We start from the raw sequence: 25,700 nt of genomic DNA, 5'->3' as shown, positions 1-25,700 counted from the left end.
CATGGCACTGGAGTTGGAGGACCTGCGTTTCCATCACCCGGGCCAAACGCGGCCCTTTATCGCCGTGGAACGCCTTACCCTGGACGCCGGCGAACGGGTGCTGATCCACGGCCCCAGCGGCTGCGGCAAAAGCACGCTGCTGTCGTTGGTCACCGGCATCCGCCCGTTGCAGCGTGGCCGCATCCGGGTGGCCGGCGAGCCGTTCTCGGACCTGTCCCAGCGCCGCCGCGACGCCTTCCGGGCGGATCACCTCGGCGTGATCTTCCAGGCCTTCAACCTGTTGCCCTACCTCTCCGCCCTGGATAACGTGCGCCTGACGCCCTCGTTTTCCAAACGGCGCCGGCAACGGGAAGGCGCCGATACCAACAAGGCTGATACCGAGACCGCCGCTCTGACTCTGCTGGCTCTTCTTGGTCTGGACCGGAAGGTGGCACGGTTGCCGGCCCATCAACTGTCCTTCGGCCAGCAGCAACGGGTGGCGGCGGCCCGGGCGCTATACGGCGAACCGGAGCTGATCGTCGCCGATGAACCCACTTCCGCCTTGGACACCGCCCATCGGGATGCCTTGATGGGCTTGCTGACGGAGCAGTGCGAACGCAGCGGCAGCGCCTTGCTGATGGTCAGCCACGACCCGGACGTGGCCCGCTATTTCCATCGCAGCCTCTGTTTCGATGAACTCAACCAGGCGGCCAGCCATGTTGCCTAGAGTGATCCTCGCCTCCCTGGCCACCCGCAAGACCTCGGCGGCGCTGATCGTCGCCGCCATCGCCCTGAGCCTGGTGATGATTCTCGGCATCGAGCGGCTGCGCCACCAGGTGCACGCCAACTTCGCCAGCACCGTCTCCGGCATGGATCTGATCGTCAGCGCCCGGGGCGGGCCCACCAATATTCTGCTGTACAGCGTGTTCCACCTGAGCGAGCCCACCGCCGGCATCGAATGGAGCACCGTGGAGCACCTGGCCGCCCACCCCAAAGTGAAATGGTGGATTCCCATCTCACTGGGCGACTTCCATCGCGGCTTCCCGGTGGTGGCCACCAACGACAGCTACCTGGAACACTACCGCTACGGCCGGGACCGGCCCCTGGAACTGGCTACCGGTAAATGGTTAGCCGGCCCCGACCAGGTGGTGCTGGGCAGCGACGTGGCCCGGCGCCTGGGCTACGGCCCCGGCGCCTCAGTGGTGCTGGCCCACGGATCGGGCGGCGGCCCGGCCATCATCAAACACGCCGACCATCCCTTTACCGTCAGCGGGGTCCTGGCGCCCACCGGCACCCCGGTGGACCAGGGGCTCTACATCTCCCTGCAGGCCATGGCGCTGATTCACAGCGGCGGCCGATACGCATATCCGACCCCCGGCGGCCCGGCGGCCAGCGACATGCCGGACTCCGTCAACGCCGTGATGCTGGGCCTGAAACAGCGCACCGCCATCCTCGGCCTGCAACGGGAACTGTCCAACTACGACGGCGAACCGCTCAGCGCCATCATCCCCGGCGTGGAACTGCAGCGCCTGTGGCGCATGACCGCCAACGTGGAAAACGCGCTGCGCGCCGCCTCGGTGGCGGTGTTCCTGGTCGCCCTGCTGGTGCTGATCTCCACGGTGCTGGCGGCCCTGGAAGGCCGCCGCCACGAACTGGCCGTGCTGCGTGCCGCCGGCGCCGGGCGCGGCACCGTCTACGGCGTGATCGTCGGCGAAAGCCTCTGCCTCACCCTGGCCGGTTGTGTCAGCGGCGTGCTGATACTGTTCGCCGCCCAACTTATCCTCGCCCCCTGGGCGCTGACGGAATGGTCCCTGCGGCTGCCCTCATACCTGCTGGCGGGGCGCGAACTGCCCCTGGTCGCCGCCGTGCTGTTGGCCGGCTCCCTGGCCGGCCTGCTGCCCGCCGAAAAAGCCTTCCGCAACAGCCTCGCCGACGGCCTCACCCCCCGGAGCTGACATGAAACACCTTTCCCTCGCCCTGCTCGCCACGGTGCTCAGCATGCCGCTATCCGCCGCCGAGCCCACCCAACCCACCGAGCCCGCGGAGATACCAGTAGAAGGCAGCGTCTGGGACACCCTGGTCCCCAAGGACTGGGACCCCCGCGCCGAATACGAAACCATCTCCAAGGAGATCTACGGAAAATCCTCCCCGGAACAACTGGAGGACACCGACCGCCGCGCCGCCCAACTGTTCGACGCCATGCAAGAAGCCTGGAGCAACGCCCCCCTGCGCCAGGACCTGGACGACACCGCCCTGACCCTGCCCGGCTTTGTCGTCCCCCTGGAAGGCGACGACAAAAACCTGCGCGAATTCCTGCTGGTCCCGTACTTCGGCGCCTGCATCCACTTCCCCCCGCCGCCCCGCAACCAGGTGGTGCTGGTCAAGATGCAAGGGGAGGGCATGCCCGTGGATATGATGTGGGACGCCGTGGTAATCGAAGGCACCCTCAAGGTCGACTCCCATGACACCGAATACGGCACCGCCGGTTACGTGCTGGAGGCCAAAAGCGCCAAGCTTTTTAAAGGCGAGCAGTAAAACTCCGCGCCAAAACCCCGCTGCTCCGACCGCCCACTTCCAGCGGCGGCCCCGCACCGGGATTCTGGCTCCGTTCTTCGGCCCGGCCGCCTCGGAACCGGCTCAGGCCACATCCACCAGCACCACCTCGCAGTCGGTCTCGGCCTGGACCGCCAACTCCTGCTCATCGGCGATGGCCAGACCGTCGCCGGCCTCCGCCGGCACACCGTTGACCCGCACCCGCCCCTTGGCCGGCACCAGATACGCCTTGCGGCCCGCCGCCAACGTATAGGTGGCCTCTTGCCCGGCGCTGAGCGCCACCGCCGCCACCCGACCGTCCGCCTGGATCGGCAGAGCGTCGCCGTCGTCATAGCCGCTGGCCAGCACCTTGAATCCACCGTCCCGGCCCGCCTTCGGAAAAGGCCGGCTGCCCCAGGTGGGCGGCAGGCCGGTGGCGTTGGGGATAATCCAGATCTGGAAAATCCGCGTCGGCGTGTCCTCACGGTTGTACTCGCTGTGAGTAATACCGGTACCCGCCGACATCACCTGCACATCGCCGGCCTCGGTACGGCCCTGGTTGCCCAGATTATCCTGGTGGGTGATCGCCCCCTCGCGCACATAGGTGATGATCTCCATATCCCGATGCGAATGCGGCGCGAACCCGGTATGCGGCGCGATGGTGTCGTCGTTCCACACCCGCAGATCGCCCCAATGCATCCGCTTCGGATCGTGGTACCCGGCAAAGGAAAAGTGATGTTTGGTGTTCAGCCAACCGTGGTCGGCACCGCCCAACTCTTGAAATACACGCCGCTCAATCATGGTGACCTCCTCAGGGCCGGCGGAACGCCGGCGTCGATGGCACCACTTTAAGATTTGGCTGGCTGATGAAAAACCGGTGTTTTTACGGTGGTGGCATCAGTTAATTAGATCATTAAGCCCGGGCTCCAACGCCGGACGACCTCCCGGCGCCTTCGCTCGCCTTGCATCTCTCCGTGAACTCCCGGTAAATTCGGACCTGTTTCACAAAAAAGCCGCCCCGAAGAGGGCAGGAAATAAAAAGGGACGAACAGGGGGCACGGGAATGCCTTACCCACGGAATGTACCGGGGTTGATTAAGGGGTGGATTGGGGGCGCCGGACCATGGCGGTGATCATCCCCAATCTCAGCACGGTGCGCCGCATGACGCCTGGCGAACGCCGCCTGGGCCAGCGTCTGGAAAGCCTGCTCGAAGACGACTACACCGTCTGGTACGATATCCCGCTCGGCCGCCAGCGCCGCTACCCGGATTTTATCGTCCTGCACCCCGGGCGAGGTCTGCTGTTCCTGGAAGTGAAGGACTGGAAACCGGATACCCTCCGGCGCCTTACTCCCACCCACGCGGACATTCACACCCCCACCGGCCTGAAAACCGTCAGCAACCCCTTGGAACAGGCCCGCCAATACGGCCTGGTGGCGATCAACCGACTACAGCGCGACGACCACCTCAAGCAAACCGACGGCCCCTTCAAGGGCCGCCTCAGTTTCCCCTGGGGGTACGGCGTGGTGTTCCCCAATATCACCCGCAAGCAATGGAACCAAATGATCGGTGACGCGGAGCAGGACCTGGTGCTGCCTCCTCACCGCCTGATCTGCAAGGATGAAATGGTCGCCACCGTGGACCCGGAAGCCTTTCAGGAACAGCTCTGGGGCATGTTCGAATACGCCTTCGGCGACAAGCTCACCCTTCCACAAATCGACCGCATCCGCTGGCAGCTCTTTCCCGAGATTCGCATCAACGCCCCCCAGCAAACCCTTTTCGATGAAGCGGAGGAGGGCGATGACCAATCCACGGCGGCCAACGACCCGATTATTCCGGACATCGTCCGGGTCATGGACCTGCAACAAGAACAACTGGCCCGCAGCATGGGCGAAGGCCACCGAGTCATCCACGGTGTCGCCGGCTCCGGCAAAACCCTGATTCTCGGCTACCGCTGCCTGCACCTGGCCCAGGCCGTCACCAAACCGATTCTGGTTCTCTGCTTCAACATCACCCTGGCCGCTCGCCTGCGTAGCTTTATCGCCGAGAAAGGCATCGAAGACAAAGTGCAGGTTCACCACTTTCACGAATGGTGCGGCCTGCAACGCCGAACCTACAACGTGGACCTGGTCGACGGCGACGCCCCCTATTGGGAACGGGAAGTGGAAACCGTTATCCAGGCCGTGGACAAAGACCAGATCCCCCGCGCCCAATACAGCGCTGTGATGATCGATGAAGGCCACGACTTTGAGCAGGAATGGCTCAAGCTTATCGTGCAGATGATCGACCCGGACACCAACTCGCTGCTGCTGCTCTACGACGATGCGCAGTCCATTTATAAAAAGCGCAGCCTGAAATTTCCGCTGTCCAGTGTCGGGATCGAGGCGCGTGGTCGCACTACCATCCTGAAACTTAACTACCGCAACACGCGGGAAATCCTCCGGTTCGCTTATGACTTCGCCAAGGATTTTTTGCAGGCTCAGGATGCGGATGAAGATCATATTCCGTTGATTGCCCCGGAAGTGGCTGGTACCAGTGGCCCGGAACCGCAGTTCCGCAATTTCGATAACTTTAACGATGAAGCCCACTACATCGCCCGGTGCGTCAGAAAATGGCACTCCAATGGTCAGCCGCTCAACAACATCGCGGTCATTTACGGCCACCATTGGCAGGCCAGCACCCTTCAACGCGCGCTGTTAAACGCTGGCGTCCCTTGCTCTTGGCTGAAGAGCTCCGCCGACAAAAAATCCTATGATGCCAATGCAAAAAGTGTCGCGTTACTCACCCGGCAAAGCAGCAAGGGGCTTGAGTTCGACACCGTGGTGCTGGCGGGATTGGGGGGGTTAAGAAGCGAGGAGGAGAGTCTTGAGCACGAAGTGCGTCTTGTCTATGTAGGGATGACACGCGCACGTCATCGGCTATTGCTAACAGGTAGTGCGCCGAACTGGTTTTGTGCGCGATTTTCTGATAAGGAATAACGAATGATTTTGAAGAAGGTTGAGCGGAGAAATGGCAGATACAGTTCATAATCCCGATCAGTACATGTACGATTTTAAGCAGATCGTTGGCCAGGGAAGAAAGAAGATTGGCTTGCTTGTTGGTGCTGGGGCGCCAGTAGGTATTAATGTGTCGGAGGGCGAGGGGTACTCACCCCTTATTCCCGATGTGGCGGGGCTTACTGGAATTGTACGGGGTAAGCTTTCGCCAGTCCACGGGAGGTGCTTTGATCAGATTGTGGGTGGCGCAGGGAGGCTAAATATTGAGAATGTTTTATCTAGAATAAGGTCGTTTGTCGAGGTATTGGGAAATAATGAGGTTTATGGGCTTGATTCTGAAGCCTATCGAGGTTTTGAAGAAGAGGTTTGTGAAAAAATTAAAGAAGTGGTTTCGGTTGGATTGCCAGAAAATGATACGGCCTACTCGGATTTAGTGTCATGGATTAATGGTATTAGCCGTGATTACGCTGTCGAGGTTTTTACCACAAACTATGACCTCCTCGTGGAGGAAGCTCTTGAGCGAGTTAAGTCTCCATATTTTGATGGCTTCTCAGGGGCAAGGTGCCCATTCTTTGATTCATCTGCTGTGGCGAGTAATGATCTACCTTCCCGTTGGACTAGGTTGTGGAAGCTACATGGGTCAATCAATTGGGAGCAAAACGGAAAAGGAGAAGTTATAAGGGGGGCCGGTGCTTCTAAAGGGACGATGGTTTACCCCTCTCATCTAAAGTATGACCAGACGCAGTCTGCGCCATTTTCATCGCTGTTTGATCGGCTCAAGAATTTTGTTCTAGAAAAAGATTCAGTGCTAATTGTGATTGGCTTCTCGTTTGCTGACGCCCATATTTCCGCAAAGCTTGATGAGTGTATGGCGGGCAATCCCTCATCCGCTGTTATCGCCCTGCAATTTAAAAAACTAGAGGAAGAAAAGTTTGCAGTGGAGCTCGGCAAGAGACGCCCCAATATGAGTGTGTACTGTAACGATGGTGCCGTAATAAACGGAGTGCAGGCGGAGTGGAGACTTGGAGAGCTTCCTAGTAGAGGATGGGAAGTTTTTCGTGACGAGTACTGGGATAATGGTAAATTTGTCCTTGGCGATTTTGTGAAATTTTCGAGGTTTTTAGCAAACACAGGCGGAGGAAAAGCTGTAAGTCTCAAGTTGGTGGAAGATAATGATAAGGGTGACATTGATGAAAACTAATAATTCGCCATCTCTAATTGGGCAGATCTCATCAGTTCACGGTAGCTCTCTAGGGGTTGAGTTGAATCCTAACGTTAGGTCTGGTGTCGTTATTATTGAAGGTCGGGCGCATAGGCTCGGACAAGTTGGTAGTTTTGTGCGAATACCCCAGGGTTATAACGATCTTTACGGGATTGTGTCGGAGGCAAGCGAGGCTGGAGAAAAATCCAAAGATCTGTCAGATAAACGGATGATCAAAGTTGAGCTGGTAGGTGAGGCAGTTGGGATTGATTTTCAGAGAGGTATAAATCAATTTCCCAGCATCAATGATGATGTACATCTTGTTACGGAGACGGATTTAAAAAAAATATATGGGTTTTCTGGAGAGGACTATGTGACCATCGGTCGGTTATCAAGTTCAGATTCAGTCAAGGCAGGAATAAATTTGGATTCACTGGTAAATAAGCACTCTGCCATTCTTGGATCTACCGGATCGGGGAAATCTACTGGTGTGGTTAGCCTTATTCGGTCAATAGTGGGTTGTGACGAGGGAAAGGTTTTGAGGCCGTCATCAAGAATTATCATTTTTGACTTGCATGGTGAATATTCGGCGGCGTTCTCTGATGTGGCTAATGTCTATTCTGTAAATCCATCGGGACAAGAGAAAAACCTGTACGTTCCCTACTGGTGTATTTCTCCGGATAGCCTGATTGACTTTCTTTGTGGAAAAAACGAACAACTGAAAATAAAATTTATTGACTGTATGGTTGACTTAAAGCGCCAATACGCCAGTGAGAATTTTCCAGAAATAGACTCAATAAAAGTAACGCCATACTCCCCCATTCCATTCGATTTAAAAAAAGTTTGGTACAAGTTGTATTATGATGATTCCGTAACCTGGAGCGATGCCGATAGAACTATTCCGGCGATAGAGTCTGACGGCTCAGTAGATGATCTTTTGCCACCTAGGTTTTCGCCGCCATCCCCTGGTAATGCTCCACCTAATAAAGGGGGGGCTGGAGCATTCAAAAGAAATTTGGAAGCGATGAGGTCGAAACTTGTAGACGGACAATACGCGTTTTTTTTGGATCCCGGTCCTTGGTCTATTGGGGGTAATGGATCTACAGATAGACGCCTTGAAAATCTTATTTTTGACTGGGTTGGTGATGATTTCCCCGTTACGATACTTGATATCTCCGGGATGCCCTCTTCAAGACTTGATCTTATTTTGGGATCGATGCTCGACGTTCTCTTCGAGGCTGCAATATGGGGGAGGTTTTTGCCTTATGGGATGAAAGAAATCCCTCTTCTTCTTGTTATGGAGGAAGCTCATAGATACCTTTCAAATGACATGAATGGTGTCGCAAAAGATATGGTGAGAAGGATCGCCAAAGAAGGGAGAAAGTTTGGTGTTGGGTTGATGATGATTAGCCAAAGGCCTTCGGAAATTGATGATACGATTTTGTCTCAATGTGGGACTTTTTTTGCATTGAGAATAAATAATGCATCGGATAGATCGAAGATAAAATCTGCAATGTCGGATGGGCTATCTGGGATGATAGATTTTTTGCCGATTCTTCGTACTGGTGAAGCTTTTATTACTGGTGAGGCTACAAAAATTCCTATGCGTTGTAGATTCTCCCTTCCGCCAGAAGGCCGGTATCCTGATAGCAAAGATCCTAGTGTGTCTGAAAGTTGGAGCGGCAATTACAAAGAAAGTAGTTTTAAGGGGTTGGTAATAAATTGGCATAACCAAGATGCAAGGTTCGATCCGGGTAATAATTGACAGGAGATAAAAATGGAGCGTATTTCAGTAAGTTCAAGCAATATTGCCTCTATCGGTTATGATGAGGGCGAGAAAATTCTTGAGGTCGAATTTCTCAATGGTGGTGTATATCAATATTTTGATGTTCCCCAAGAAACTTATGAAGGTTTTATTAATGCGGAGTCTCATGGAAAGTTCTTATGGGCTTATGTTCGAGGTGTGTTTCCTTGCCAGGAAGTTTGATTTTATTCCGAGTCTTAATGAGGTCTTTGGTGTACTGGTTTTTCTTTGCGGTGATGGTTATTACCTGATGGCCGCCTCTTGACAGGCAGGTTCATTTTTTCCGTTTGTGCGGCGGTTTTGGCAACGGTTTTCTTCTCCTTGTGCAGGCCCTTCACGAACATGGGATAGGGTGTTCTGCCCTTCATGTCGCGCCCTTGGTAGGGCTGCTTGGTGTTGTAGCGAGCCAGGTAGTCGTCCAAATCGGTCTGCATCTCGTCGACGTTTTCATGCACCTCTCGCGGCCCTCGCAGGAAGTGTTCATCCAGCGACGTGTGATGGACCGCTACAATGTTGAGTGCAGCGTAAAAGATTTTACCGGTTCTCAGGTGTTCACGATAGAAAACTGTAAGCCTTTCATCAAAGTTGCTGATCAACATCCTGCCGTGCATGCAGGATTCGAATGATCTCCAGCTGTTCTCGCTCTATTCGGTAGAAGATGACGTGACTGGACACCGGAAGGCTGCGTATTTCACTCGACAATTCAGGGCGCGTCCTGCCTGTCTCTGGATACTCAAGAAGCGACCAGATGGCTTCCTTTAGAGTGTCCAGGTATTGATCGGAGCGATGTTTTCCCCAATGGAGCGCACCATATTTCCGGATCGCTACCAGATCCTCGCGGGCGGCGGGTGAGAGGACCAGTGAGGTTGGCATTGTTACGCCTTCAGGTCTTCGAACAGATCGTCCAGGCCGGCCTTGGATGTGATACGGGTGCCCTCGCCGCGGTCCAGTTGATCTACGCCTTCCCTTAGCTGCTCACGCAGGCGTGCGAGCTTGAGTTCGTTGATCCATTCTTCATGGGTTTCCACGAAACGAAGGGCCTCGCGGATGACTTCGCTGGCGTTGTTGTAGAGCCCGCTTTCCACTTTGGTTTTGATGCGGGCTTCCAGTTCGGGGGTTAGTGAGATGTGCATGCTCACTCTCCTGGGGTTGGGGTACATGATTATGCTATGCGGCGGACAAAGTTTGTCAATCTTTGGGGGTTCAGAAAGGCGAGGGCTTCTGGCTGGATCAGCGGTGGTGCCATTTTCATCGCGACTGAAGTCGCTCCTACATCAAGAACCCAGCCCCCCGGGTAGGAGCGGCTTCAGCCGCGATGAACCCACGAAAAAGCCCCGGCGGGCGAACCCGCCGGGGCTTTTCAGTTCTCGGCAACGGTGAAGAGAAGGGTGGTTAGACCCGCTCAATCACCGTGGCAATCCCCTGACCCAGGCCGATGCACATGGTGGCGAGGCCGATCTGGCCGTCCTTGCCTTCCAGTACGTTCAGCAGGGTGCCGGTGATGCGGGCACCGGAGCAGCCCAGGGGGTGGCCCAGGGCAATGGCGCCGCCGTTGAGGTTGACCTTCTCGTTCATCTTGTCGAGGAGCTTGAGGTCCTTCAGTACCGGCAGGGATTGCGCGGCGAAGGCTTCGTTGAGCTCCACGTAGTCGATGTCGTCGATGGTCAGGCCGGCGCGGGCCAGGGCTTTCTGGGTGGCCGGGACCGGGCCGTAGCCCATGATGGCCGCGTCGCAGCCGGCCACGGCCATGCTGCGGATCTTGGCGCGGGGCTTGAGGCCCATGGCCTGGGCTTTTTCGGCGGTCATTACCAGCATCGCCGCCGCGCCGTCGGAGAGGGCGGAGGAGGTGCCGGCGGTGACGGTGCCGCTGACCGGGTCGAAGACGGGGCGCAGTTTCTGCATGTCTTCGAGGCTGGCGTTGGGGCGGATGGTTTCGTCGATTTCGCACAGCACTTTGTGGCCGTCGGCGTCGTGGCCTTCCACGGGTACGATTTCGTTTTTCCAGCGGCCTTGTTCGGTGGCTTCCCAGGCTTTCTTGTGGGAGCGCACGCCGAATTCATCCTGCTGTTCACGGGTGATGCCGTGCATGCGGCCGAGCATTTCCGCGGTCAGGCCCATCATGTTGGAGGCCCGGGCGGTGTACTTGGACAGTTCCGGGTTGAGGTCCACGCCGTGGTCCATGGCTACATGGCCCATGTGTTCCACGCCGCCGATCACGAACACGTCGCCGTTGCCGGTCATGATCGCCTGGGCGGCGCTGTGCAGGGCCTGCATGGAGGAGCCGCACAGGCGGTTGACGGTTTGCGCCGCGGTGGTGCGGGGCACGCCGGCCAGCATGGCGATGTTGCGGGCGATGTTCATGCCCTGTTCCTTGGTCTGGTTCACGCAGCCCCAGATCACGTCCTCGGTGGTGGCGGTGTCCCAGCCGGCGTTGCGTTCCATCAGGGCCTGGATCAGCAGCGCGGAGAGTTTTTCCGCGCGTACGTTGCGGAACTGGCCGTTTCTGCTTTTGCCCATCGGGGTGCGCACGGCATCGACGATGACCACGTCTTTCGGATTCAAACTCATTTCAAAATCTCCTTTGCCCGTGCCTTAGCCGAAGAAGGACTCGCCTTTGGAGGCTTTGTCCTTGAGCATTTGCGGCGCTTCGTACAGCGCGCCCAGGTGGGCGTACTTGTCACACAGTTCCACGAAGGCCTGGGTGCCGATGCTGTCGATGTAGCGCAGCGGGCCGCCGCGGAACGGAGGGAAGCCGATGCCGTAGATCATGGCCATGTCGGCTTCGGCGGGGGAGCCGACGATGTTGTCTTCCAGGCAGCGGACGGTTTCGGTGCACATCGGGATCATCATGCGGGCGATGATCTCGTCGGCGTCGTAGTCCTTCGCTTCGCTGGTAACGGCGGGCTTGATCAGCTCATAGGTCTTTTCGTCGACCACTTTCTTGGGCTTGCCCTTCTTGTCTTCTTCGTACTTGTAGAAGCCGATGCCGTTCTTCTGACCATAGCGTTCGTTTTCGAACATGATCTCGGTCGGGTCCTTGAAGTCGTGCTCCATGCGGTCCGGGAAGCCTTCCGCCATCACCTGGGCGGCGTGCACGCCGGTGTCGATGCCGACCACGTCGAGCAGATAGGCGGGGCCCATGGGCCAGCCGAATTTCTGCATGACTTTGTCGACCTGCTGGAAGTCGGCGCCGTCACGGACCAGCATGCTGAAGCCGGCGAAGTAGGGGAACAGCACCCGGTTTACCAGGAACCCGGGGCAGTCGTTCACGACAACCGGGTTCTTGCCCATTTTCTGGGCGTAGTTGACCAGGGTGGCGACGGTTTCGTCGGAGGTTTTTTCACCGCGGATCACTTCCACCAGGGGCATCATGTGCACCGGGTTGAAGAAGTGCATGCCGGCGAAGTTCTCCGGTTTTTTCAGCGCTTCGGCGAGCCGGTTGATGGAGATGGTGGAGGTGTTGGAGGCGAGGATGGCGCCTTCCACTTTCTGTTCGGTCTCGGCCAGTACGGACTGTTTGATCTTGGGGTTCTCGACCACCGCTTCGACGATCACGTCGATGTCCTTGAAGTCCTCATAGCTGAGGGTGGGACGGATGGCGGAGAGCACCTTACCCATGCCGGCGGCGTCCATCTTGCCTTTGCTGACGCGCTTGGCGAGCAGCTTGGACGCTTCGTTCATGCCCAGGTCCAGCGCCTTGTCGTTGATGTCCTTCATCACGATGGGCGTGCCCTTGAGGGCGGACTGGAAGGCGATGCCGCCACCCATGATGCCGGCGCCCAGTACCGCGGCGTGCTTCACTTCGCGGCTGCCCTTGGCGGTTTTGCCGTTCACTTTCTTGACCTGCTGGTCGGCCAGGAACAGGCCCACCATGGCGGTGGCTTGCTGGGTCTTGGCGACCTTGGCGAAGCCTTTGGATTCCACGTCCAGGGCGTCGTCGCGCTTCATGCCGGCGGCCTTCTGCATGGACTTCACGGCTTCCACCGGGGCCGGGTAGTTCTTGCCGGCCTGCTGCTGGACCATGGCCATGCCGGTCTGGAACGCCATCATCTGCTCCATGGGGGGCATCGGCAGGGGTTCCAGTTTTTCCTGGCGCTTGGCGCGGAAGTCGATCTTGCCGGCCAGGCATTGCTTGACCAGGTCGAGGGCGGCGTCACGTTCGTCACCGGCTTTTACCACCGCGTCGACGATGCCCACTTTCAGGGCCTTGTCCGCTTTGTTCTGGCTGCCGGTGGCGATCCACTCGATGGCGTTGTCCACGCCGACGATGCGCGGCGTGCGCACGGTGCCGCCGAAGCCCGGGTAGATGCCCAGCTTCACTTCCGGGAAGCCCACCTGGGCGGCTTCGCCCATGACGCGGAAGTCGCAGGCCAGGCACATTTCCAGGCCGCCGCCCAGGGCGAAACCGTTGATGGCCACGACCTTGGGTACGTCCAGGTCTTCGAAGGCGTTGAAGATGTCGTTCGCCTCACGGGACCACTTGGCGATCTCCGCCTCGTCGTTGGCGAACATTTCGGTGAATTCGGTGATGTCGGCGCCGACAATGAACACTTTCTTGCCGGAGGTGACCACGATGCCCTTGACCTGGTCGTTGCCTTTGAGGGCCTCGGTGGCCTTGCTCAGGTCTTCCAGAGTGGCACGGTTGAACTTGTTCACGGACTCGCCCTGAAGGTCGAACTTCAGTTCGGCGATGCCGTCGTCAAGCAGTTCTACGCTTACGGCGTTGCCTTGGTAAATCATAACGATTGCTCTCCAGTCCCAAAGTACGCGGAGGGGCCGCGGGCGTGGCCCGCCGTTTCATGTGAGTGTTTGCTCACGTTTTCGGTCGAGCCCGCTCAGGGTCGCCAAGTATAAGAAGCACGGCCGCTTGATGTTAGCCCCCCTGTGTGACTTGTGGGTCGTTTCCCTTGACGGCGCCGGTCGATACCCGGACGCTTGCCGCCATTGCACCCACCGCCGGATGTCATGACCGTAAGTTCCTACCCCCGTATTCGCCGTCGCCCGCCCGTTTCCGTGGACTGGCCCGGCGTGCCGCCGCTGCTGGCGCGCATCCTCGCCAACCGTGGCCTCACCGCCGCGGAGCAACTGGAGCTGACCCTGGGGCGGCTGCCCCATCCGGACACCTTCCAGGGCCTCACCGCCGCCGTGGCGCTGCTGCTGAGCGCCCGGGAGCAGCACTGGCGCATTTGCATCGTCGGCGATTACGACGCCGACGGCGCCACCGCCACCGCCCTGATGGTGCGGGGGCTGCAGGCGCTGGGCTTCCCGAAGCCGGATTTCCTGGTCCCCAATCGGTTTGAGTACGGCTACGGCCTGTCGCCGGCCATCGTCGAGCTGGCGCGGGCGGACTTTGAGCCGGATCTGATCATCACCGTGGACAACGGCATCGCCAGCGTGGAGGGCGTCGCTGCCGCCCGCGCGGCGGGCATGCACGTGCTGATCACCGACCACCATTTGCCCGGCGACCGCCTGCCAGAGGCGGACGCCATCGCCAATCCGCGTCTGGAGGGCGACGAGTTTCCCGCCGCCAATCTGGCCGGGGTGGGGGTGGCCTTCTACCTGCTGATGGCGGTGCAGCGGGAACTGGGCCTGAAGGGCGCGGTGGTGGACCTGCTCGACCTTGTCGCCCTGGGCACGGTGGCGGATGTGGTGCGCCTGGACGACGCCAACCGCATTCTGGTGGAGCAGGGCCTGCGGCGGCTGCGCGCCGGCAAGGGCAACCCGGGCATCCGTGCGCTGCTGCAAGTGGCCGGGCGTGACCCGGGCCGAGCGCTGGCGGCGGACCTGGGCTTCGCGGTGGGGCCCAGGCTGAACGCCGCCGGCCGTCTGGCGGACATGCGCCACGGCATCGAATGCCTGCTGGCGGACAGCGTCTCCGAGGCACGCCGGTTCGCCGAGGAGCTGGATACCATCAACCGGGAGCGGCGCGGCATCGAGCAGGGTATGCGTGACGCCGCCATGGTCGAGGTGGCGCGGCTGCGCGAGCAGACGTTGCCAGCGGCCCTGTGCCTGCATGGCCGCGACTGGCACGAGGGCGTGGTGGGCATTCTCGCCTCCCGGGTAAAAGAGGCCGTGCACCGGCCGGTGATTGCCTTTGCCCCGGCCCGGGAGGCGGGGATGCTCAAGGGCTCCGGGCGCTCCATCGCCGGCCTGCACCTGCGCGATGTGCTGGACGTGGTGGCCACCCGCCACCCGGACATGCTGCAGAAGTTCGGCGGGCACGCCATGGCCGCCGGCATGACCTTGCGGGCGTCGGATCTGGAGGCGTTCCGGGAGGCGTTTCAGACGGCGGTCTCCGAGGTCGCCGGCGAGGACCTGTTCGACCCGGTGGTGGAGAGTGACGGCGGCCTGGCGGATGGCGACATCAGCCTGGCCACCGCCGAGCTGTTGTCGCACCGGTTTCCCTGGGGCCAGGGTTTTCCGCCGCCCCGTTTCGACGGCGAATTCGAGGTGCTCAACCACCGGGTGGTGGGTGAGCGTCACCTGAAGCTGACCCTGGGCCTGCCCGGGGTGAATGGCGTGGTGGACGGCATCCTGTTCAACGCCGACCCGTCCCTGCTGGGCGCCCGCCTTACCCGGGTGGAGGGCGTCTACCGCCTGGAGGTCAACGAATTCCGCGGCCGCCGCAGCCCGCAAATGCTCTTCGAGCACCTCCGCCCGCTCCCCTGACCGGCCCGGCTGGTCGGTCGGGGTCGGACCACCATAACCCTCTGTTTTTCAAGACGAAACGCTCAAAAATAGGCGCTTTCAGCGGCTTGAACGGTCGCTTTTGAAGGCCGAGTAGGGCTGATAAATAACCGGTTCGTCACGCAGTTGGCAGATCCCGCCGACGGTTTCGATGGGCCGGTTGCGGGCGAGCGGGCCCTGGGCGTCGCGGAATTGCTCGACGAACTCCCGGCTGCCCACCGCCAGCCCCTCGGTCCAGATCGGGTTGCGCCGCAGGTCGTTGCGGTCCAGGGCGTCCTGCACCCACTGCCGATGGGCCCGTCGCAATTCCCCCAGGTCGGTGAAGCCGAGCACATTCATCAGGGCGGCGGTGTTGATGATCCGGTAGCGGTTACGTGGCGACTGAATTTCCTTGTAGCCACAGGCGTCCCATTCGCGGGGATGCAGCACCTGGCCGGCGCGCACCATGTTCAGGTCGATGTACACCAGACAGTGCCGCAGGTGGTCGCCGGTTTCCACCGCGGTGGCGTGGTAGCGACCTTCCCAGAACGCGCCCCGGCGGCGGTGACGGCCGTTAAAGTTCCGGGCGGTGCAGCCGGCCACCAACTGGAGGGACCGCTGGATTTCGCCCTCGCCCCGGTCAAGCACGAGCAGATGCACGTGGTTACTGGTGACGACGTAATTGAGCACCCGCAGGCCGTAACGGCGCCGCGCTTCATACAGCCAGCGTTCCCAGAGACGGCGGTAGTGCTTGGATTCGAGCAGAAACTGCTGGTCATGGCAGCGATGGGTAATGTGCCAGACGTGACCGGGTGAGTAATGACGGTTGGCGCGAGGCATCCTTTCCTCCTTATTGCATGGTTTTTTGGACAGTAAAAACCATGCAATAAGGCCTGGCTGAGCCCTGTTTCACAAAAAAAGACATCCAGGATCAATGGGTTGCCGTGGTCCGACCCCGATGTGACCCCGATGCGGGGGGAGTTGTGACAAAACATGTTGGGTGGTGCGGGCTTGGCGTGGTCGCAGTACACTGGTAAGCAGTCACTTAACAACGTACACACCCGATCCCGAAGGAGACCCACCTTGGCCACCGACAGCCGCCGCGCTGCGCTCGATTACCACGAATTTCCCGTCCCCGGCAAAACCGCCATCGTTCCCACCAAACCGCTGACCAACCAGAACGATCTGGCCCTGGCCTATTCGCCGGGGGTGGCCTGGGCCTGTGAGGAAATCGTCGACGATCCCAAGAACGCGGTGCGCTATACCGGGCGCGGCAATCTGGTGGCGGTGATCACCAACGGCAGCGCGGTGCTGGGGCTGGGCAACATCGGCGCGCTGGCCTCCAAGCCGGTGATGGAAGGCAAGGCGGTGCTGTTCAAGAAGTTCGCCGGCCTGGACGTGTTCGACATCGAGATCAACGAGAGCGACCCGGACAAGCTGGTGGACATCATCGCCGCCCTGGAGCCCACCTTCGGCGGTATCAACCTGGAAGACATCAAGGCGCCGGAGTGCTTTATCGTCGAGCGCAAGCTGCGCCAACGCATGGGCATTCCGGTGTTTCACGATGACCAGCACGGCACCGCCATCACGGTGAGCGCCGCTTTCATCAACGGTCTCAAGGTGGCCGGCAAACCCATCGACCAGGTCAAGGTGGTGGCGTCCGGCGCCGGCGCGGCGGCGCTGGCCTGCCTGGATCTGATGGTGGACCTGGGCCTGCCCCTGGAAAACATCTGGGTCACCGACATCGAGGGCGTGGTCTACCAGGGCCGCAAGGAACTGATGGACCCGGACAAGGAACGCTTCGCCCAGGCCACCGACGCCCGCACCCTGGGTGAGGTGATCGACGGCGCCGATGTGTTCCTGGGTCTGTCCGCCGGCGGCGTGCTCAAGCCGGACATGGTGCAGCGCATGGCGTCGCGCCCGCTGATTCTGGCGCTGGCCAACCCGAACCCGGAGATTCTGCCGGAGGACGCCAAGGCGGTGCGCGACGATCTGATCATGGCCACCGGGCGCTCCGACTACCCCAACCAGGTCAACAACGTGCTGTGCTTCCCGTACATCTTCCGGGGGGCGCTGGACGCCGGCGCCACCACCATCACCCGGGAGATGGAAAAGGCGGCGGTGTACGCCATCGCCGGCCTGGCCCAGGAAGAACAGAACGAAGTGGTGGCCGCCGCCTACGGCACCTATGACCTGAGTTTCGGTGCGGAGTATCTGATTCCCAAACCGTTCGATCCGCGCCTGATCGTGCGCATCGCCCCGGCGGTGGCCAAGGCGGCCATGGACGACGGCGTGGCCACCCGGCCGATCGCCGACCTGGACGCCTACGCCGAGCAGCTCAAGCAGTTCGTGTACCACTCCGGCGCCTTTATGAAGCCGCTGTTCTCCGCCGCCAAGGCGCTGGTGCGTGACGGCGGCAAGGCCCGCATCGTGTTCACCGAGGGCGAGGAAGAGCGCGTGCTGCGCGCCGTCCAGGTGGTGGTGGACGAAGGGCTGGCGTTCCCGATTCTGGTGGGCCGGCCGGAAGTGCTGGCCACGCGCATCGAACGCTACGGCCTGCGCCTGAAGCTGGGCGAGGACGTGGAGGTCACCAATCCGGAGCAGGACGACCGCTTCCACCGGTACTGGAACGCCTACTGGGAAATGCGTGGCCGCCACGGCGTCACCAAGGAAGTGGCGCGTACCGAGATGCGCCGCCGCATGACCCTGATCGGCGCCATGATGGTGCAGCTGGGCGAGGCGGACGGCATGGTGTGCGGCACCGTGGGCCGGTTCGCCGAGCATCTTAATTTCGTGGACCAGGTGATCGGCCTGAAGCCGGAGGCGCGCACCTACGCGGCCATGAACGTGCTGCTGCTGCCGGAGCGCACCCTGGCGGTGGTGGACACCCACGTCAACGAGGACCCCAGCGCCGAGCAGATCGCCGAGTTCACCATCGCCGCCGCCGAGGAAATGCGGCGCCTGAACCTGGAGCCCAAGGCGGCGCTGCTGTCGCGCTCCAATTTCGGTTCCGAGCGCTGCCAGGCCAGCGAGAAGATGCGCCGCGCCCTGGCTCTGATCCGCGAGTGGGCGCCGGAGCTGGAAGTGGACGGCGAGATGCACGGCGATGCCGCCCTGGAGGCGTCGATCCGCAAGGAGATTCTGCCGGACTCCACCCTGCAGGGCTCCGCCAACCTGCTGGTATGCCCCAACGGCGATTCCGGCAACATCGCCTACAACCTGCTTAAGACCGCCGCCGGCAGCAATGTGGCCATCGGGCCCTTCCTGCTCGGCGTGAAGGCGCCGGTCACCATCCTCACCGCCAGTGCCACGGTGCGGCGGATCGTCAACATGGCGGCCCTGACCGTGCTGCGCGCCAATCTGGAACAGCGCGCCTGAACCGTGCTCCGTTGCCCGGCGCGCCGGCGATGGCGCGCCGGGCTGGTGCCAGCCCCCCGGGGACCTGATAGGATTGCGCCTTGCGCCGGCTGGCGCGCATTACCCGTATCGCCTTTCCCGGCCCACAAGGCCGGGCCCCGGAATGCGCCGGTGGCTATCGCCGCCCGCGCCTGGTTATCCCTGACGGAGGGACCGCATGAAAACAATTCATAAACACCGGTTGGAGATCGGCACCGAGGTGCAGGAAATCCGTTTGCCGGAAGAGGGTGAAGTGCTTCGCGTGGATTTCATCCAGCAGGAGCGCGTGATTTACATGTGGGTGGAGGTGGACGCGGACACCGTCATCGACACGCCCAAGGAAGTACGCCGCTTCAAGGTGTTCACCACCGGCAGCGGTATTCCCGACAACGCGGTGTACCTGGGCACCACCCTGGACGCCCTGAAACCCGAGGCGTTCCACGTCTACGAGTTGATCGACTGAGACCTGTTTCAACAGAGAGCCATTATGGAAGTAAACCCGCTAAGAACCCACCTCACCGACCTGGCCGAGCGCATCGAAGCGCTGAGGGGGTATCTTTGACTACGACCAGAAGAGTGAGCGACTGGTCGAAGTAGAGCGCGAACTGGCCCTGCCGGACGTCTGGAACGAGCCCGAGCGGGCCCAGGCCCTGGGCAAGGAGCGCTCGCAGCTGGAAGGCGTGGTGACCACCCTGCGCGACGCCGACCAGGGCGTGGGTGACACCCGGGACCTGTTGGAACTGGCGGTGGAGGAAGACGACGAAGCCACCGTCACGGAAGTGGAAGCGGATCTCGACCGCCTGGAACGGATGGTGGCGGACCTGGAATTCCGCCGCATGTTCTCCGGCGAGATGGACACCTCCAACGCCTACCTGGACATCCAGGCCGGCTCCGGCGGCACCGAGGCCCAGGATTGGGCGGAAATGCTGCTGCGCATGTACCTGCGCTGGGGCGAGGCCCACGGTTTCAAAACCGAGCTGGTGGAAGCCTCCGACGGCGACGTGGCCGGCATCAAGTCCGCCACCGTGCGTTTCGAAGGCGCCTACGCCTACGGCTGGCTGCGCACCGAAACCGGCGTGCACCGCCTGGTGCGCAAGAGCCCGTTCGATTCCGGCGGCCGCCGCCACACCTCGTTCAGTTCGGTGTTCGTGGCTCCGGAAGTGGACGACGACATCGACATCGAGATCGATCCCGGCAAGCTGCGCACCGACACCTACCGGGCCTCCGGCGCCGGTGGTCAGCACGTGAACCGGACCGACTCCGCGGTGCGGCTGACCTATACCTTTACCGATCCGGACAACGGCCAGGAGCACATCGTGGTGACCCAGTGCCAGTCCGAGCGCAGCCAGCACCAGAACCGGGACAAGGCCACCAAGATGATGCAGGCCAAGCTCTACGAACTGGAAATCCAGAAGCGCAACGCCGAGAAGCAGGCCCAGGAAAACGCCAAGGCCGACATCGGCTGGGGCAGCCAGATCCGCTCCTACGTGCTCGACGATGGCCGCATCAAGGACCTGCGCACCGGGGTGGAAAGCCATAACACCCAGCAGGTATTGGATGGCGACCTGGACCGATTCATCGAAGCCTCCCTGAAAAGTGGACTCTAAGAGAATGGCCGACGAACACAGCAAGCAACACGACGCCGCCGACGAAAACCGCCTGATCGCTGAACGCCGGGCCAAACTGGCGGAATGGCGCGACGCCGGCGAGGCGTTCCCCAATCACTTCCGCCGCGACAGCCTGGCCGCCGAACTGCAGGCGCGCTACGGCGAGCTGGACAAGGAAGAACTGGAAGCGAAAGACATCCAGGTGGCCGTGGCCGGCCGCCTGATGCTCGACCGCAAGGCCTTCAAGGTGCTGCAGGACATGTCCGGGCGCATTCAGGTGTACGCCAACAAGGACGTGCAGAAAGCGGTCAAGCACTGGGACCTGGGCGACGTGATCGGCGTGCGCGGCAAGCTGTGCAAGTCCGGCAAGGGCGACCTGTACGTGATGATGGACGAGTACCTGCTGCTCACCAAATCGCTGCGCCCGCTGCCGGAAAAACACAAGGGCCTCACCGACACCGAGTCCCGTTACCGCCAGCGCTACGTGGACCTGATCGTCAACGAGGACAGCCGCGAGACCTTCAAGATCCGCTCCAGGATCGTCGCCGGCATCCGCAACTATCTGGTGGCCCACGACTTCATCGAAGCGGAAACGCCGATGCTGCAGGTGATCCCCGGCGGCGCCAGCGCGCGGCCGTTCGTCACCCACCACAACAGCCTGGACATGGACATGTACCTGCGCATCGCGCCGGAACTGTACCTGAAGCGGCTGGTGGTGGGCGGTTTCGAGAAGGTGTTCGAGATCAACCGTAACTTCCGCAACGAAGGCCTGAGCACCCGGCACAATCCGGAATTCACCATGCTCGAGTTCTACCAGGCCTACGCGGATTACCGGGACCTGATGGACCTCACCGAGGACATGCTGCGTACCCTGGCCCGGGACGTGCTGGGCGATACCCTGGTGCGCAACACCGTGCCCGGCGCCGACGGCGAGGCGGACACCGTGACCTATGATTTCGGCAAGCCGTTCCGCCGGCTCTCGGTGTTCGACGCCATCCTCGAGTACAACCCGGACATCCAGGCCAGCGACCTGGCGGACGAGCAGGGTGCCCGGCGCATCGCCGAGGGGCTGGATATTCCGCTCAAGGACGGCTGGGGCCTGGGCAAGGTGCAGATCGAAATCTTCGAGAAAACCGCCGAGCACCGGCTGCAGGAACCGACCTTTATCACCGACTATCCCACGGAAGTCTCGCCGCTGGCGCGGCGCAAGGACGACGACCCGTTCGTCACCGAGCGCTTTGAGTTCTTCGTCGGTGGCCGCGAGATCGCCAATGGTTTCTCCGAGCTCAACGACGCCGAGGACCAGGCGGAACGTTTCCGCGCCCAGGTGGCCGAGAAGGAAGCCGGCGACGACGAAGCCATGTTCTACGATGAGGACTACATCACCGCGCTGGAACACGGTCTGCCGCCCACCGCCGGCGAAGGCATCGGCATCGATCGGCTGGTGATGCTGTTCACCGATTCGCCCACCATCAAGGACGTGATTCTGTTTCCGCACATGCGTCCACGCACCTGACCCATACGGCGCCGCCACTCCCGCTTGCCGGCGGCGCCTGTTAGGCTAGCGATGACGCCATAAAAAAGCAGACGGACCCATGACAGCAATCCGTTACCAGGGCCGCCAGGCCCGCCGCGCGGGCAGTGAACAACGCCGTCAGGCGATTCTCGACGCGGCTCTCAGCATCATTGTCACCGACGGCATTCGCGCGGTGCGTCACCGGGCCGTGGCCCGCGAGGCGGACGTGCCCCTTTCCGCCACCACCTATTACTTCAAGGACATCTCCGACCTGATCGCGGATGCCTTTACCCTGTTCGCCGAACGGGCGCTGGAAAACGTGATCCGTCCGTTCCGCGACCAGGCGTTCGCGCTGATCGAACAGTTCCAGCGCGGCGGCGCCGACCGGGAGCAACTGATCGAAGCACTGGCCAGCGCCACCACCGCCTTTATCCTGGATGAACTGCACAACCGCCGCGATCACCTGGTGGCGGAGCAGGCGTTTCTGCAGGAAGCGATCCTGGACCCGCGCCTGCGCGGGCTGGCGGATCTCTATCTCAAGGAAATGGCGCTGCTGCTGGTGGACGCCTGCCGGGCGGTGGGGTCGCCCACCCCGGAAATGGACGCGGAAGTGATCAACGCCCGCATCATGGCTCTGGAGGTGCGGTTGCTTACCCACCCGGAGCTGGCCGGCGAGGACACCGTCAAACCGCGCATGCGGCATCTGCTGGAGAAGCTGGTTCCCAATGAGTGAGCAGACCGAACCGCAAGCCGACGTTCAGCTTGAAGCGGGCTGGAAGCGGGTGCTGGGCGACCAGTTCGCGCAGCCCTACATGGGCCAGCTGAAGGAATTCCTGCGCCAGGAGAAGCAGGCCGGGGAAACCCTCTATCCGCCCGGGCCGGACATCTTCCGCGCCTTCAACGAAACGCCCTTCGACCAGGTCAAGGTGGTGATCCTCGGCCAGGATCCCTACCACGGGCCCAACCAGGCCCACGGGCTGAGCTTTTCCGTGCAGCCCGGTGTGCGGGTGCCGCCGTCGCTGGTCAATATTTTCAAGGAAATCGAGCGCGACCTGGGCATCCCGGCGCCGGACCACGGCAACCTGGACGCCTGGGCCAAACAGGGCGTGCTGCTGCTCAACGCGGTGCTCACCGTGCGCGCCGGCCAGGCCGCTTCCCACCAGGGGCAAGGCTGGGAGCGCTTCACCGACCAGGCCATCGAGCATATCAACCGCGAGCGTGAGGGCGTGGTGTTCATGCTGTGGGGCAGCTCCGCCCAGAAAAAAGGCAAGCTGATCGACCGCCAGCGCCACTGCGTGCTGACCGCGCCGCACCCTTCGCCCCTGTCCGCTTACCGGGGGTTCTTCGGCTGCGGGCATTTTTCCCGCGCCAACCAATACCTGCTTCAGCAGGGCAAGGACCCCATCGACTGGTCCCTGAACTGACAGATAAGGATTTTTCCCGGCATGACCGATACCGTCCTGTTCGACGAAATCAACACCGAGTGCGGCCGTGTCATCGGCCGCGCCACCCTTAACGCCCCCCGCTCCCTGAACGCCCTGGGCCTGGAGATGATCCAGGCCCTGGACGCCCGAGTGGCCGCCTGGCAGGCCCGCGATGAGGTGGTGGCGATCTGGCTGGAAGGCGCCGGCGGCAAGGCGTTCAGCGCCGGCGGCGACGTGGTGGCCCTGTACCGCGCCACCGTCAAGCACGCCGGCCACACCGGCAACCCTGAGGCGGAGCAGTACTTCGCCGAGGAATACCGCCTGGACTACCGCCTGCACACTTCGCGCACCCCGGTGATCTGCTGGGCCGACGGCGTGGTGATGGGCGGCGGCATGGGCCTGATGCAGGGCAGCCAGTTCCGGCTGGTGACGCCGCGCAGCCGGCTGGCCATGCCGGAGATCACCATCGGCCTGTTCCCGGACGTGGGCGCCAGCTGGTTCCTGAACCGGCTGCCCGGCCGCACCGGCCTGTTCCTGGGCCTCACCGGCGTGCACCTGAACGCCCGGGACGCGCTGGACCTGGGGCTGGCGGACCGCTTCATGGAAGCCGACGCGGAGCAGGTGCTGGAAGCCCTGGCCCGGGGCCGCTACCAGGACGACGGCGACGCCAACCGGGAGCTGCTGCACGGCCGCCTGCGCGAGCTGTCGGCGGCGCCCACCGGGCTGGAGGCGCCGGTGAGCGCCCACCGGGACACCATTGAGCAGCTTTGCGACGGCGGCTCCGTGGGCGAAGTGGTGGCCCGTATTCTGGACCACAAGCAGTGCGACGCCTGGCTGGACAAGGCGCGCAAAACCCTGGCCGCCGGCTGCCCGCAAACCATGCACCTGGTGTGGGAGCAGCTGCACCGGGCCCGCTATCTGTCCCTGGCGGAAGTGTTCCGCATGGAATGGTGCGTGGCGGTGCAGTGCTGCCTGCACCCGGATTTCCGCGAGGGCGTGCGCGCGCTGCTGATCGACAAGGACGGCAGCCCGCGCTTCCGCCACCGGTCCGTGGATGAGGTCAGCGCCGAGTATATCGACGGCTTTTTCCGTAATCCCGCTGACGCCCACCCGCTTGCCGATCTGGGCTGACGCTTATCGCGGCTGAAGCCGCTCCTACAGAGGGGGGGCTATGGATCCCCTTGTAGGAGCGGCTTCAGCCGCGATCCCCCCAAGCGTCCCAACGTCAGCAGCCCCGCTAGGAGCGGCTTCAGCCGCGATCCCCCCAAGCGTCCCAACCCCAGCAGCCCCGGTAGGAGCGGCTGGGCGGCACCCCGCTTCAGCCGCGATCCCCCCTCTATCCCCCCGAGTGATACCGAACATCACGGATCATCATTTCCCGTCATCAACGGGCCTCCCTAGAATCCCCCTAACGGACCACAGGAGCCCCGCCATGCCTTTCCACGACTTCACGCTGATCCAGGCCCCCATGGCCGGCGGCATCAACACCACCGAACTGACCGTGGGCGCCGCCCGCGCCGGGGCTCTGGCGTCCATCGGCGCCGGCTACCTGAGCGGCACCGCCCTGGAAGCGGCGGTGACGGCGGCCCGCCAGGGCGGCGCCGAGGCCTTGGCGGTGAATCTGTTCATCCCCGGCGAACCGGGCGCCACCGAGGCCCAATGGCGCGCCGCCCGGGAAGCCCTGGCGCCGTGCTATGACGCCGCCGGCGTGGACCTGCCGGACAGCTTCGCGGAACTGCCAGGCTTCGACGAGCAGTTCGACGCCATGCTGGAGGCCCGCCCGGCGTTCTTCAGCTTCACCTTCGGTCGCCTGGACAAGGCCCGCCGGGACGCCTGCCGGGCCCGGGGCATCGCCCTGATCGGCACCGCCACCAACCGGGCGGAAGCCCGTGACCAGGCGGAGGATGGCGTTGATGCCATCGTGCTGCAGGGTGAGGAAGCCGGCGGCCACCGGGGTAGCGTGGAAACACGGGGCGCTGGCCAGCCGCTGGCGGCCTTGCTGGAAGCCTGTGGTGATCTGGATCGGCCGCTGATCGCCGCCGGTGGGCTGATGGACGGTGCCGACATGGCCCGGGTGCTGGGGCTGGGCGCCGCCGCCGCCCAGCTCGGTACCGCCTTTTTGAGTTGCCCGGAGGCGGGTACCGCGCCGGCCTGGCGGCAAGCCCTGGCCGCCGCCGGCCCGGATGCCACGGTGATGACCGCCGCGGTGTCCGGGCGCTACGCCCGGGGCCTGGCCAATGCCTGGATGGATGAGCGGGCGCCCCGTGAGATTGCCCCGTATCCGGATCAGCACCGGCTAACGGCGCCGCTGCGCAAGGCCGCCGGGGCGGAATGGAAAAGCCTGTGGGCCGGCACCGGCGCCCACCGGTCCCGGGTGCTGCCGGTGGAGGAGTTGGCGGCGGCCTTGCTGGAAGAGTGCCGCGCCGCCGGCTGAACGCCTTTCCTGGCGCCGACCATCGCGGCTAAAGCGGGATGCCGCCCAGCCGCTCCTACAATAGGAGGGTGGCATTTGTAGGAGCGGCTTTAGCCGCGATCCCCCAGCGCCCCAACGCAACACACCCTGTAGGAGCGGCTTCAGCCG

At 62.1% G+C, this 25,700-nt stretch carries 23 protein-coding genes; 16 read left to right on the top strand and 7 right to left on the bottom strand.

The genetic code is table 11. From position 1 onward, the window contains the following. Position 1 precedes the first annotated feature (1 nt). Genes FGS76_RS09785 through FGS76_RS09775 form a run of 3 tightly spaced genes read left to right on the top strand, consistent with a single transcriptional unit; the run spans position 2 to position 2,514 of the window. Positions 2–706, top strand: a complete 705-nt coding sequence (locus tag FGS76_RS09785) for an ATP-binding cassette domain-containing protein (RefSeq protein WP_138772455.1) — start codon at positions 2–4, stop codon at positions 704–706. Then, entirely contained in the window at positions 696–1,934 is a 1,239-nt protein-coding gene (locus FGS76_RS09780) for an ABC transporter permease (protein ID WP_170214448.1), read from the top strand. The genes FGS76_RS09785 and FGS76_RS09780 overlap by 11 nt, the downstream gene beginning before the upstream one ends. 1 nt (position 1,935) lies before the next feature. After that, a complete protein-coding gene (locus FGS76_RS09775) occupies positions 1,936–2,514 on the top strand; it encodes a DUF3299 domain-containing protein (protein ID WP_138772453.1) in 579 nt (192 codons plus the stop codon). A 102-nt stretch (positions 2,515–2,616) separates the two neighbouring features. On the opposite strand, the gene FGS76_RS09770 is transcribed toward FGS76_RS09775, so the two are convergent. Then, positions 2,617–3,312, bottom strand: coding sequence for a pirin family protein (locus tag FGS76_RS09770; protein WP_138772452.1), 696 nt, complete (start codon positions 3,310–3,312; stop codon positions 2,617–2,619). A 321-nt stretch (positions 3,313–3,633) separates the two neighbouring features. On the opposite strand from FGS76_RS09770, the gene FGS76_RS09765 reads away from it, so the two are divergent. Genes FGS76_RS09765 through FGS76_RS09750 form a run of 4 tightly spaced genes read left to right on the top strand, consistent with a single transcriptional unit; the run spans position 3,634 to position 8,693 of the window. Further along, positions 3,634–5,487: a 3'-5' exonuclease gene (locus FGS76_RS09765; RefSeq protein WP_138772451.1), complete on the top strand. Its 1,854-nt coding sequence runs from the start codon at positions 3,634–3,636 to the stop codon at positions 5,485–5,487. Positions 5,488–5,518: 31 nt separating this feature from the next. After that, entirely contained in the window at positions 5,519–6,706 is a 1,188-nt protein-coding gene (locus FGS76_RS09760; RefSeq protein ID WP_138772450.1) for an SIR2 family protein, read from the top strand. Further along, entirely contained in the window at positions 6,696–8,471 is a 1,776-nt protein-coding gene (locus FGS76_RS09755) for an ATP-binding protein (RefSeq protein WP_138772449.1), read from the top strand. Before FGS76_RS09760 ends, FGS76_RS09755 begins: the two co-directional genes overlap by 11 nt. Positions 8,472–8,483: 12 nt before the next feature. Next, on the top strand, positions 8,484–8,693 hold the full coding sequence (locus tag FGS76_RS09750) for a KTSC domain-containing protein (protein ID WP_138772448.1): 210 nt from the start codon (positions 8,484–8,486) through the stop codon (positions 8,691–8,693). Positions 8,694–8,707: 14 nt separating this feature from the next. Here FGS76_RS09750 and FGS76_RS09745 read toward each other — a convergent pair whose 3' ends face one another. The 5 genes from FGS76_RS09745 to fadB form a co-directional block, all read right to left on the bottom strand. Next, positions 8,708–9,121, bottom strand: a complete 414-nt coding sequence (locus tag FGS76_RS09745) for a hypothetical protein (RefSeq protein WP_138772447.1) — start codon at positions 9,119–9,121, stop codon at positions 8,708–8,710. After that, positions 9,090–9,383 carry a type II toxin-antitoxin system RelE/ParE family toxin gene (locus FGS76_RS09740; RefSeq protein WP_138772446.1) on the bottom strand — a complete coding sequence of 98 codons (294 nt, stop codon included), beginning with the start codon at positions 9,381–9,383 and terminating at the stop codon, positions 9,090–9,092. Before FGS76_RS09740 ends, FGS76_RS09745 begins: the two co-directional genes overlap by 32 nt. Positions 9,384–9,385: 2 nt before the next feature. Next, positions 9,386–9,643: a type II toxin-antitoxin system ParD family antitoxin gene (locus FGS76_RS09735; RefSeq protein ID WP_138772445.1), complete on the bottom strand. Its 258-nt coding sequence runs from the start codon at positions 9,641–9,643 to the stop codon at positions 9,386–9,388. 259 nt (positions 9,644–9,902) lie between these two features. Next, positions 9,903–11,078 (bottom strand): acetyl-CoA C-acyltransferase FadA, encoded by a 1,176-nt coding sequence (gene fadA, locus FGS76_RS09730; protein ID WP_138772444.1) that lies wholly within the window; start codon positions 11,076–11,078, stop codon positions 9,903–9,905. Positions 11,079–11,102: 24 nt separating this feature from the next. Next, positions 11,103–13,250 carry a fatty acid oxidation complex subunit alpha FadB gene (fadB, locus tag FGS76_RS09725; RefSeq protein WP_138772443.1) on the bottom strand — a complete coding sequence of 716 codons (2,148 nt, stop codon included), beginning with the start codon at positions 13,248–13,250 and terminating at the stop codon, positions 11,103–11,105. 225 nt (positions 13,251–13,475) lie between these two features. Between fadB and recJ the strand changes: the two genes are divergently transcribed. Then, positions 13,476–15,179 (top strand): single-stranded-DNA-specific exonuclease RecJ, encoded by a 1,704-nt coding sequence (gene recJ, locus FGS76_RS09720; protein ID WP_138772442.1) that lies wholly within the window; start codon positions 13,476–13,478, stop codon positions 15,177–15,179. A 78-nt stretch (positions 15,180–15,257) separates the two neighbouring features. Here the strand turns inward: recJ and FGS76_RS09715 are convergent, their stop codons facing one another. Next, a complete protein-coding gene (locus FGS76_RS09715) occupies positions 15,258–16,016 on the bottom strand; it encodes a transposase (protein ID WP_138772441.1) in 759 nt (252 codons plus the stop codon). Between the two features lie 243 nt (positions 16,017–16,259). On the opposite strand from FGS76_RS09715, the gene FGS76_RS09710 reads away from it, so the two are divergent. From FGS76_RS09710 to FGS76_RS09675, 8 genes are all read left to right on the top strand, one after another. Beyond that, on the top strand, positions 16,260–18,554 hold the full coding sequence (locus FGS76_RS09710; protein WP_138772440.1) for an NADP-dependent malic enzyme: 2,295 nt from the start codon (positions 16,260–16,262) through the stop codon (positions 18,552–18,554). Between the two features lie 196 nt (positions 18,555–18,750). Next, positions 18,751–19,035 (top strand): DUF7352 domain-containing protein, encoded by a 285-nt coding sequence (locus FGS76_RS09705; protein ID WP_138772439.1) that lies wholly within the window; start codon positions 18,751–18,753, stop codon positions 19,033–19,035. Positions 19,036–19,059: 24 nt separating this feature from the next. Further along, a protein-coding gene (gene prfB / locus FGS76_RS09700) for a peptide chain release factor 2 (RefSeq protein ID WP_205717233.1) occupies positions 19,060–20,179 on the top strand; the annotation gives its coding sequence in 2 pieces (ribosomal slippage) (positions 19,060–19,131 and positions 19,133–20,179; 1,119 coding nt in all). 4 nt (positions 20,180–20,183) lie between these two features. Then, the gene (gene lysS / locus FGS76_RS09695) at positions 20,184–21,695 is read left to right on the top strand and encodes a lysine--tRNA ligase (protein WP_138772437.1); all 1,512 of its coding nucleotides are present in this window, start codon (positions 20,184–20,186) and stop codon (positions 21,693–21,695) included. A 79-nt stretch (positions 21,696–21,774) separates the two neighbouring features. Continuing rightward, complete coding sequence (locus FGS76_RS09690; protein WP_138772436.1) at positions 21,775–22,428, top strand: TetR/AcrR family transcriptional regulator; 654 nt, start codon at positions 21,775–21,777, stop codon at positions 22,426–22,428. Beyond that, positions 22,421–23,119, top strand: coding sequence for a uracil-DNA glycosylase (gene ung, locus FGS76_RS09685; protein WP_138772435.1), 699 nt, complete (start codon positions 22,421–22,423; stop codon positions 23,117–23,119). The genes FGS76_RS09690 and ung overlap by 8 nt, the downstream gene beginning before the upstream one ends. A 21-nt stretch (positions 23,120–23,140) precedes the next feature. Beyond that, positions 23,141–24,250, top strand: a complete 1,110-nt coding sequence (locus FGS76_RS09680; RefSeq protein ID WP_138772434.1) for an enoyl-CoA hydratase/isomerase family protein — start codon at positions 23,141–23,143, stop codon at positions 24,248–24,250. A 301-nt stretch (positions 24,251–24,551) separates the two neighbouring features. Continuing rightward, positions 24,552–25,553, top strand: coding sequence for an NAD(P)H-dependent flavin oxidoreductase (locus tag FGS76_RS09675; RefSeq protein WP_170214447.1), 1,002 nt, complete (start codon positions 24,552–24,554; stop codon positions 25,551–25,553). Positions 25,554–25,700: the final 147 nt, after the last annotated feature.

The organism is Alloalcanivorax gelatiniphagus, from assembly GCF_005938655.1.
GTDB classification, from domain to species: Bacteria; Pseudomonadota; Gammaproteobacteria; order Pseudomonadales; family Alcanivoracaceae; genus Alloalcanivorax; species Alloalcanivorax gelatiniphagus.
The sequence above is the reverse complement of the archived record's forward strand: the minus strand, read 5'-3'. Positions and strand labels throughout refer to the sequence as shown.

Excerpts from the sequence above, each read along its gene's own strand:
- FGS76_RS09785 (WP_138772455.1), top strand. The coding sequence starts at position 2 with ATGGCACTGGAGTTGGAGGACCTGCGTTTCCATCACCCGGGCCAAACG.
- FGS76_RS09780 (WP_170214448.1), top strand. The coding sequence starts at position 696 with ATGTTGCCTAGAGTGATCCTCGCCTCCCTGGCCACCCGCAAGACCTCG.
- FGS76_RS09775 (WP_138772453.1), top strand. The coding sequence starts at position 1,936 with ATGAAACACCTTTCCCTCGCCCTGCTCGCCACGGTGCTCAGCATGCCG.
- FGS76_RS09770 (WP_138772452.1), bottom strand. The coding sequence starts at position 3,312 with ATGATTGAGCGGCGTGTATTTCAAGAGTTGGGCGGTGCCGACCACGGT.
- FGS76_RS09765 (WP_138772451.1), top strand. The coding sequence starts at position 3,634 with ATGGCGGTGATCATCCCCAATCTCAGCACGGTGCGCCGCATGACGCCT.
- FGS76_RS09760 (WP_138772450.1), top strand. The coding sequence starts at position 5,519 with ATGGCAGATACAGTTCATAATCCCGATCAGTACATGTACGATTTTAAG.
- FGS76_RS09755 (WP_138772449.1), top strand. The coding sequence starts at position 6,696 with ATGAAAACTAATAATTCGCCATCTCTAATTGGGCAGATCTCATCAGTT.
- FGS76_RS09750 (WP_138772448.1), top strand. The coding sequence starts at position 8,484 with ATGGAGCGTATTTCAGTAAGTTCAAGCAATATTGCCTCTATCGGTTAT.
- FGS76_RS09745 (WP_138772447.1), bottom strand. The coding sequence starts at position 9,121 with ATGCACGGCAGGATGTTGATCAGCAACTTTGATGAAAGGCTTACAGTT.
- FGS76_RS09740 (WP_138772446.1), bottom strand. The coding sequence starts at position 9,383 with ATGCCAACCTCACTGGTCCTCTCACCCGCCGCCCGCGAGGATCTGGTA.
- FGS76_RS09735 (WP_138772445.1), bottom strand. The coding sequence starts at position 9,643 with ATGCACATCTCACTAACCCCCGAACTGGAAGCCCGCATCAAAACCAAA.
- fadA (WP_138772444.1), bottom strand. The coding sequence starts at position 11,078 with ATGAGTTTGAATCCGAAAGACGTGGTCATCGTCGATGCCGTGCGCACC.
- fadB (WP_138772443.1), bottom strand. The coding sequence starts at position 13,250 with ATGATTTACCAAGGCAACGCCGTAAGCGTAGAACTGCTTGACGACGGC.
- recJ (WP_138772442.1), top strand. The coding sequence starts at position 13,476 with ATGACCGTAAGTTCCTACCCCCGTATTCGCCGTCGCCCGCCCGTTTCC.
- FGS76_RS09715 (WP_138772441.1), bottom strand. The coding sequence starts at position 16,016 with ATGCCTCGCGCCAACCGTCATTACTCACCCGGTCACGTCTGGCACATT.
- FGS76_RS09705 (WP_138772439.1), top strand. The coding sequence starts at position 18,751 with ATGAAAACAATTCATAAACACCGGTTGGAGATCGGCACCGAGGTGCAG.
- lysS (WP_138772437.1), top strand. The coding sequence starts at position 20,184 with ATGGCCGACGAACACAGCAAGCAACACGACGCCGCCGACGAAAACCGC.
- FGS76_RS09690 (WP_138772436.1), top strand. The coding sequence starts at position 21,775 with ATGACAGCAATCCGTTACCAGGGCCGCCAGGCCCGCCGCGCGGGCAGT.
- ung (WP_138772435.1), top strand. The coding sequence starts at position 22,421 with ATGAGTGAGCAGACCGAACCGCAAGCCGACGTTCAGCTTGAAGCGGGC.
- FGS76_RS09680 (WP_138772434.1), top strand. The coding sequence starts at position 23,141 with ATGACCGATACCGTCCTGTTCGACGAAATCAACACCGAGTGCGGCCGT.
- FGS76_RS09675 (WP_170214447.1), top strand. The coding sequence starts at position 24,552 with ATGCCTTTCCACGACTTCACGCTGATCCAGGCCCCCATGGCCGGCGGC.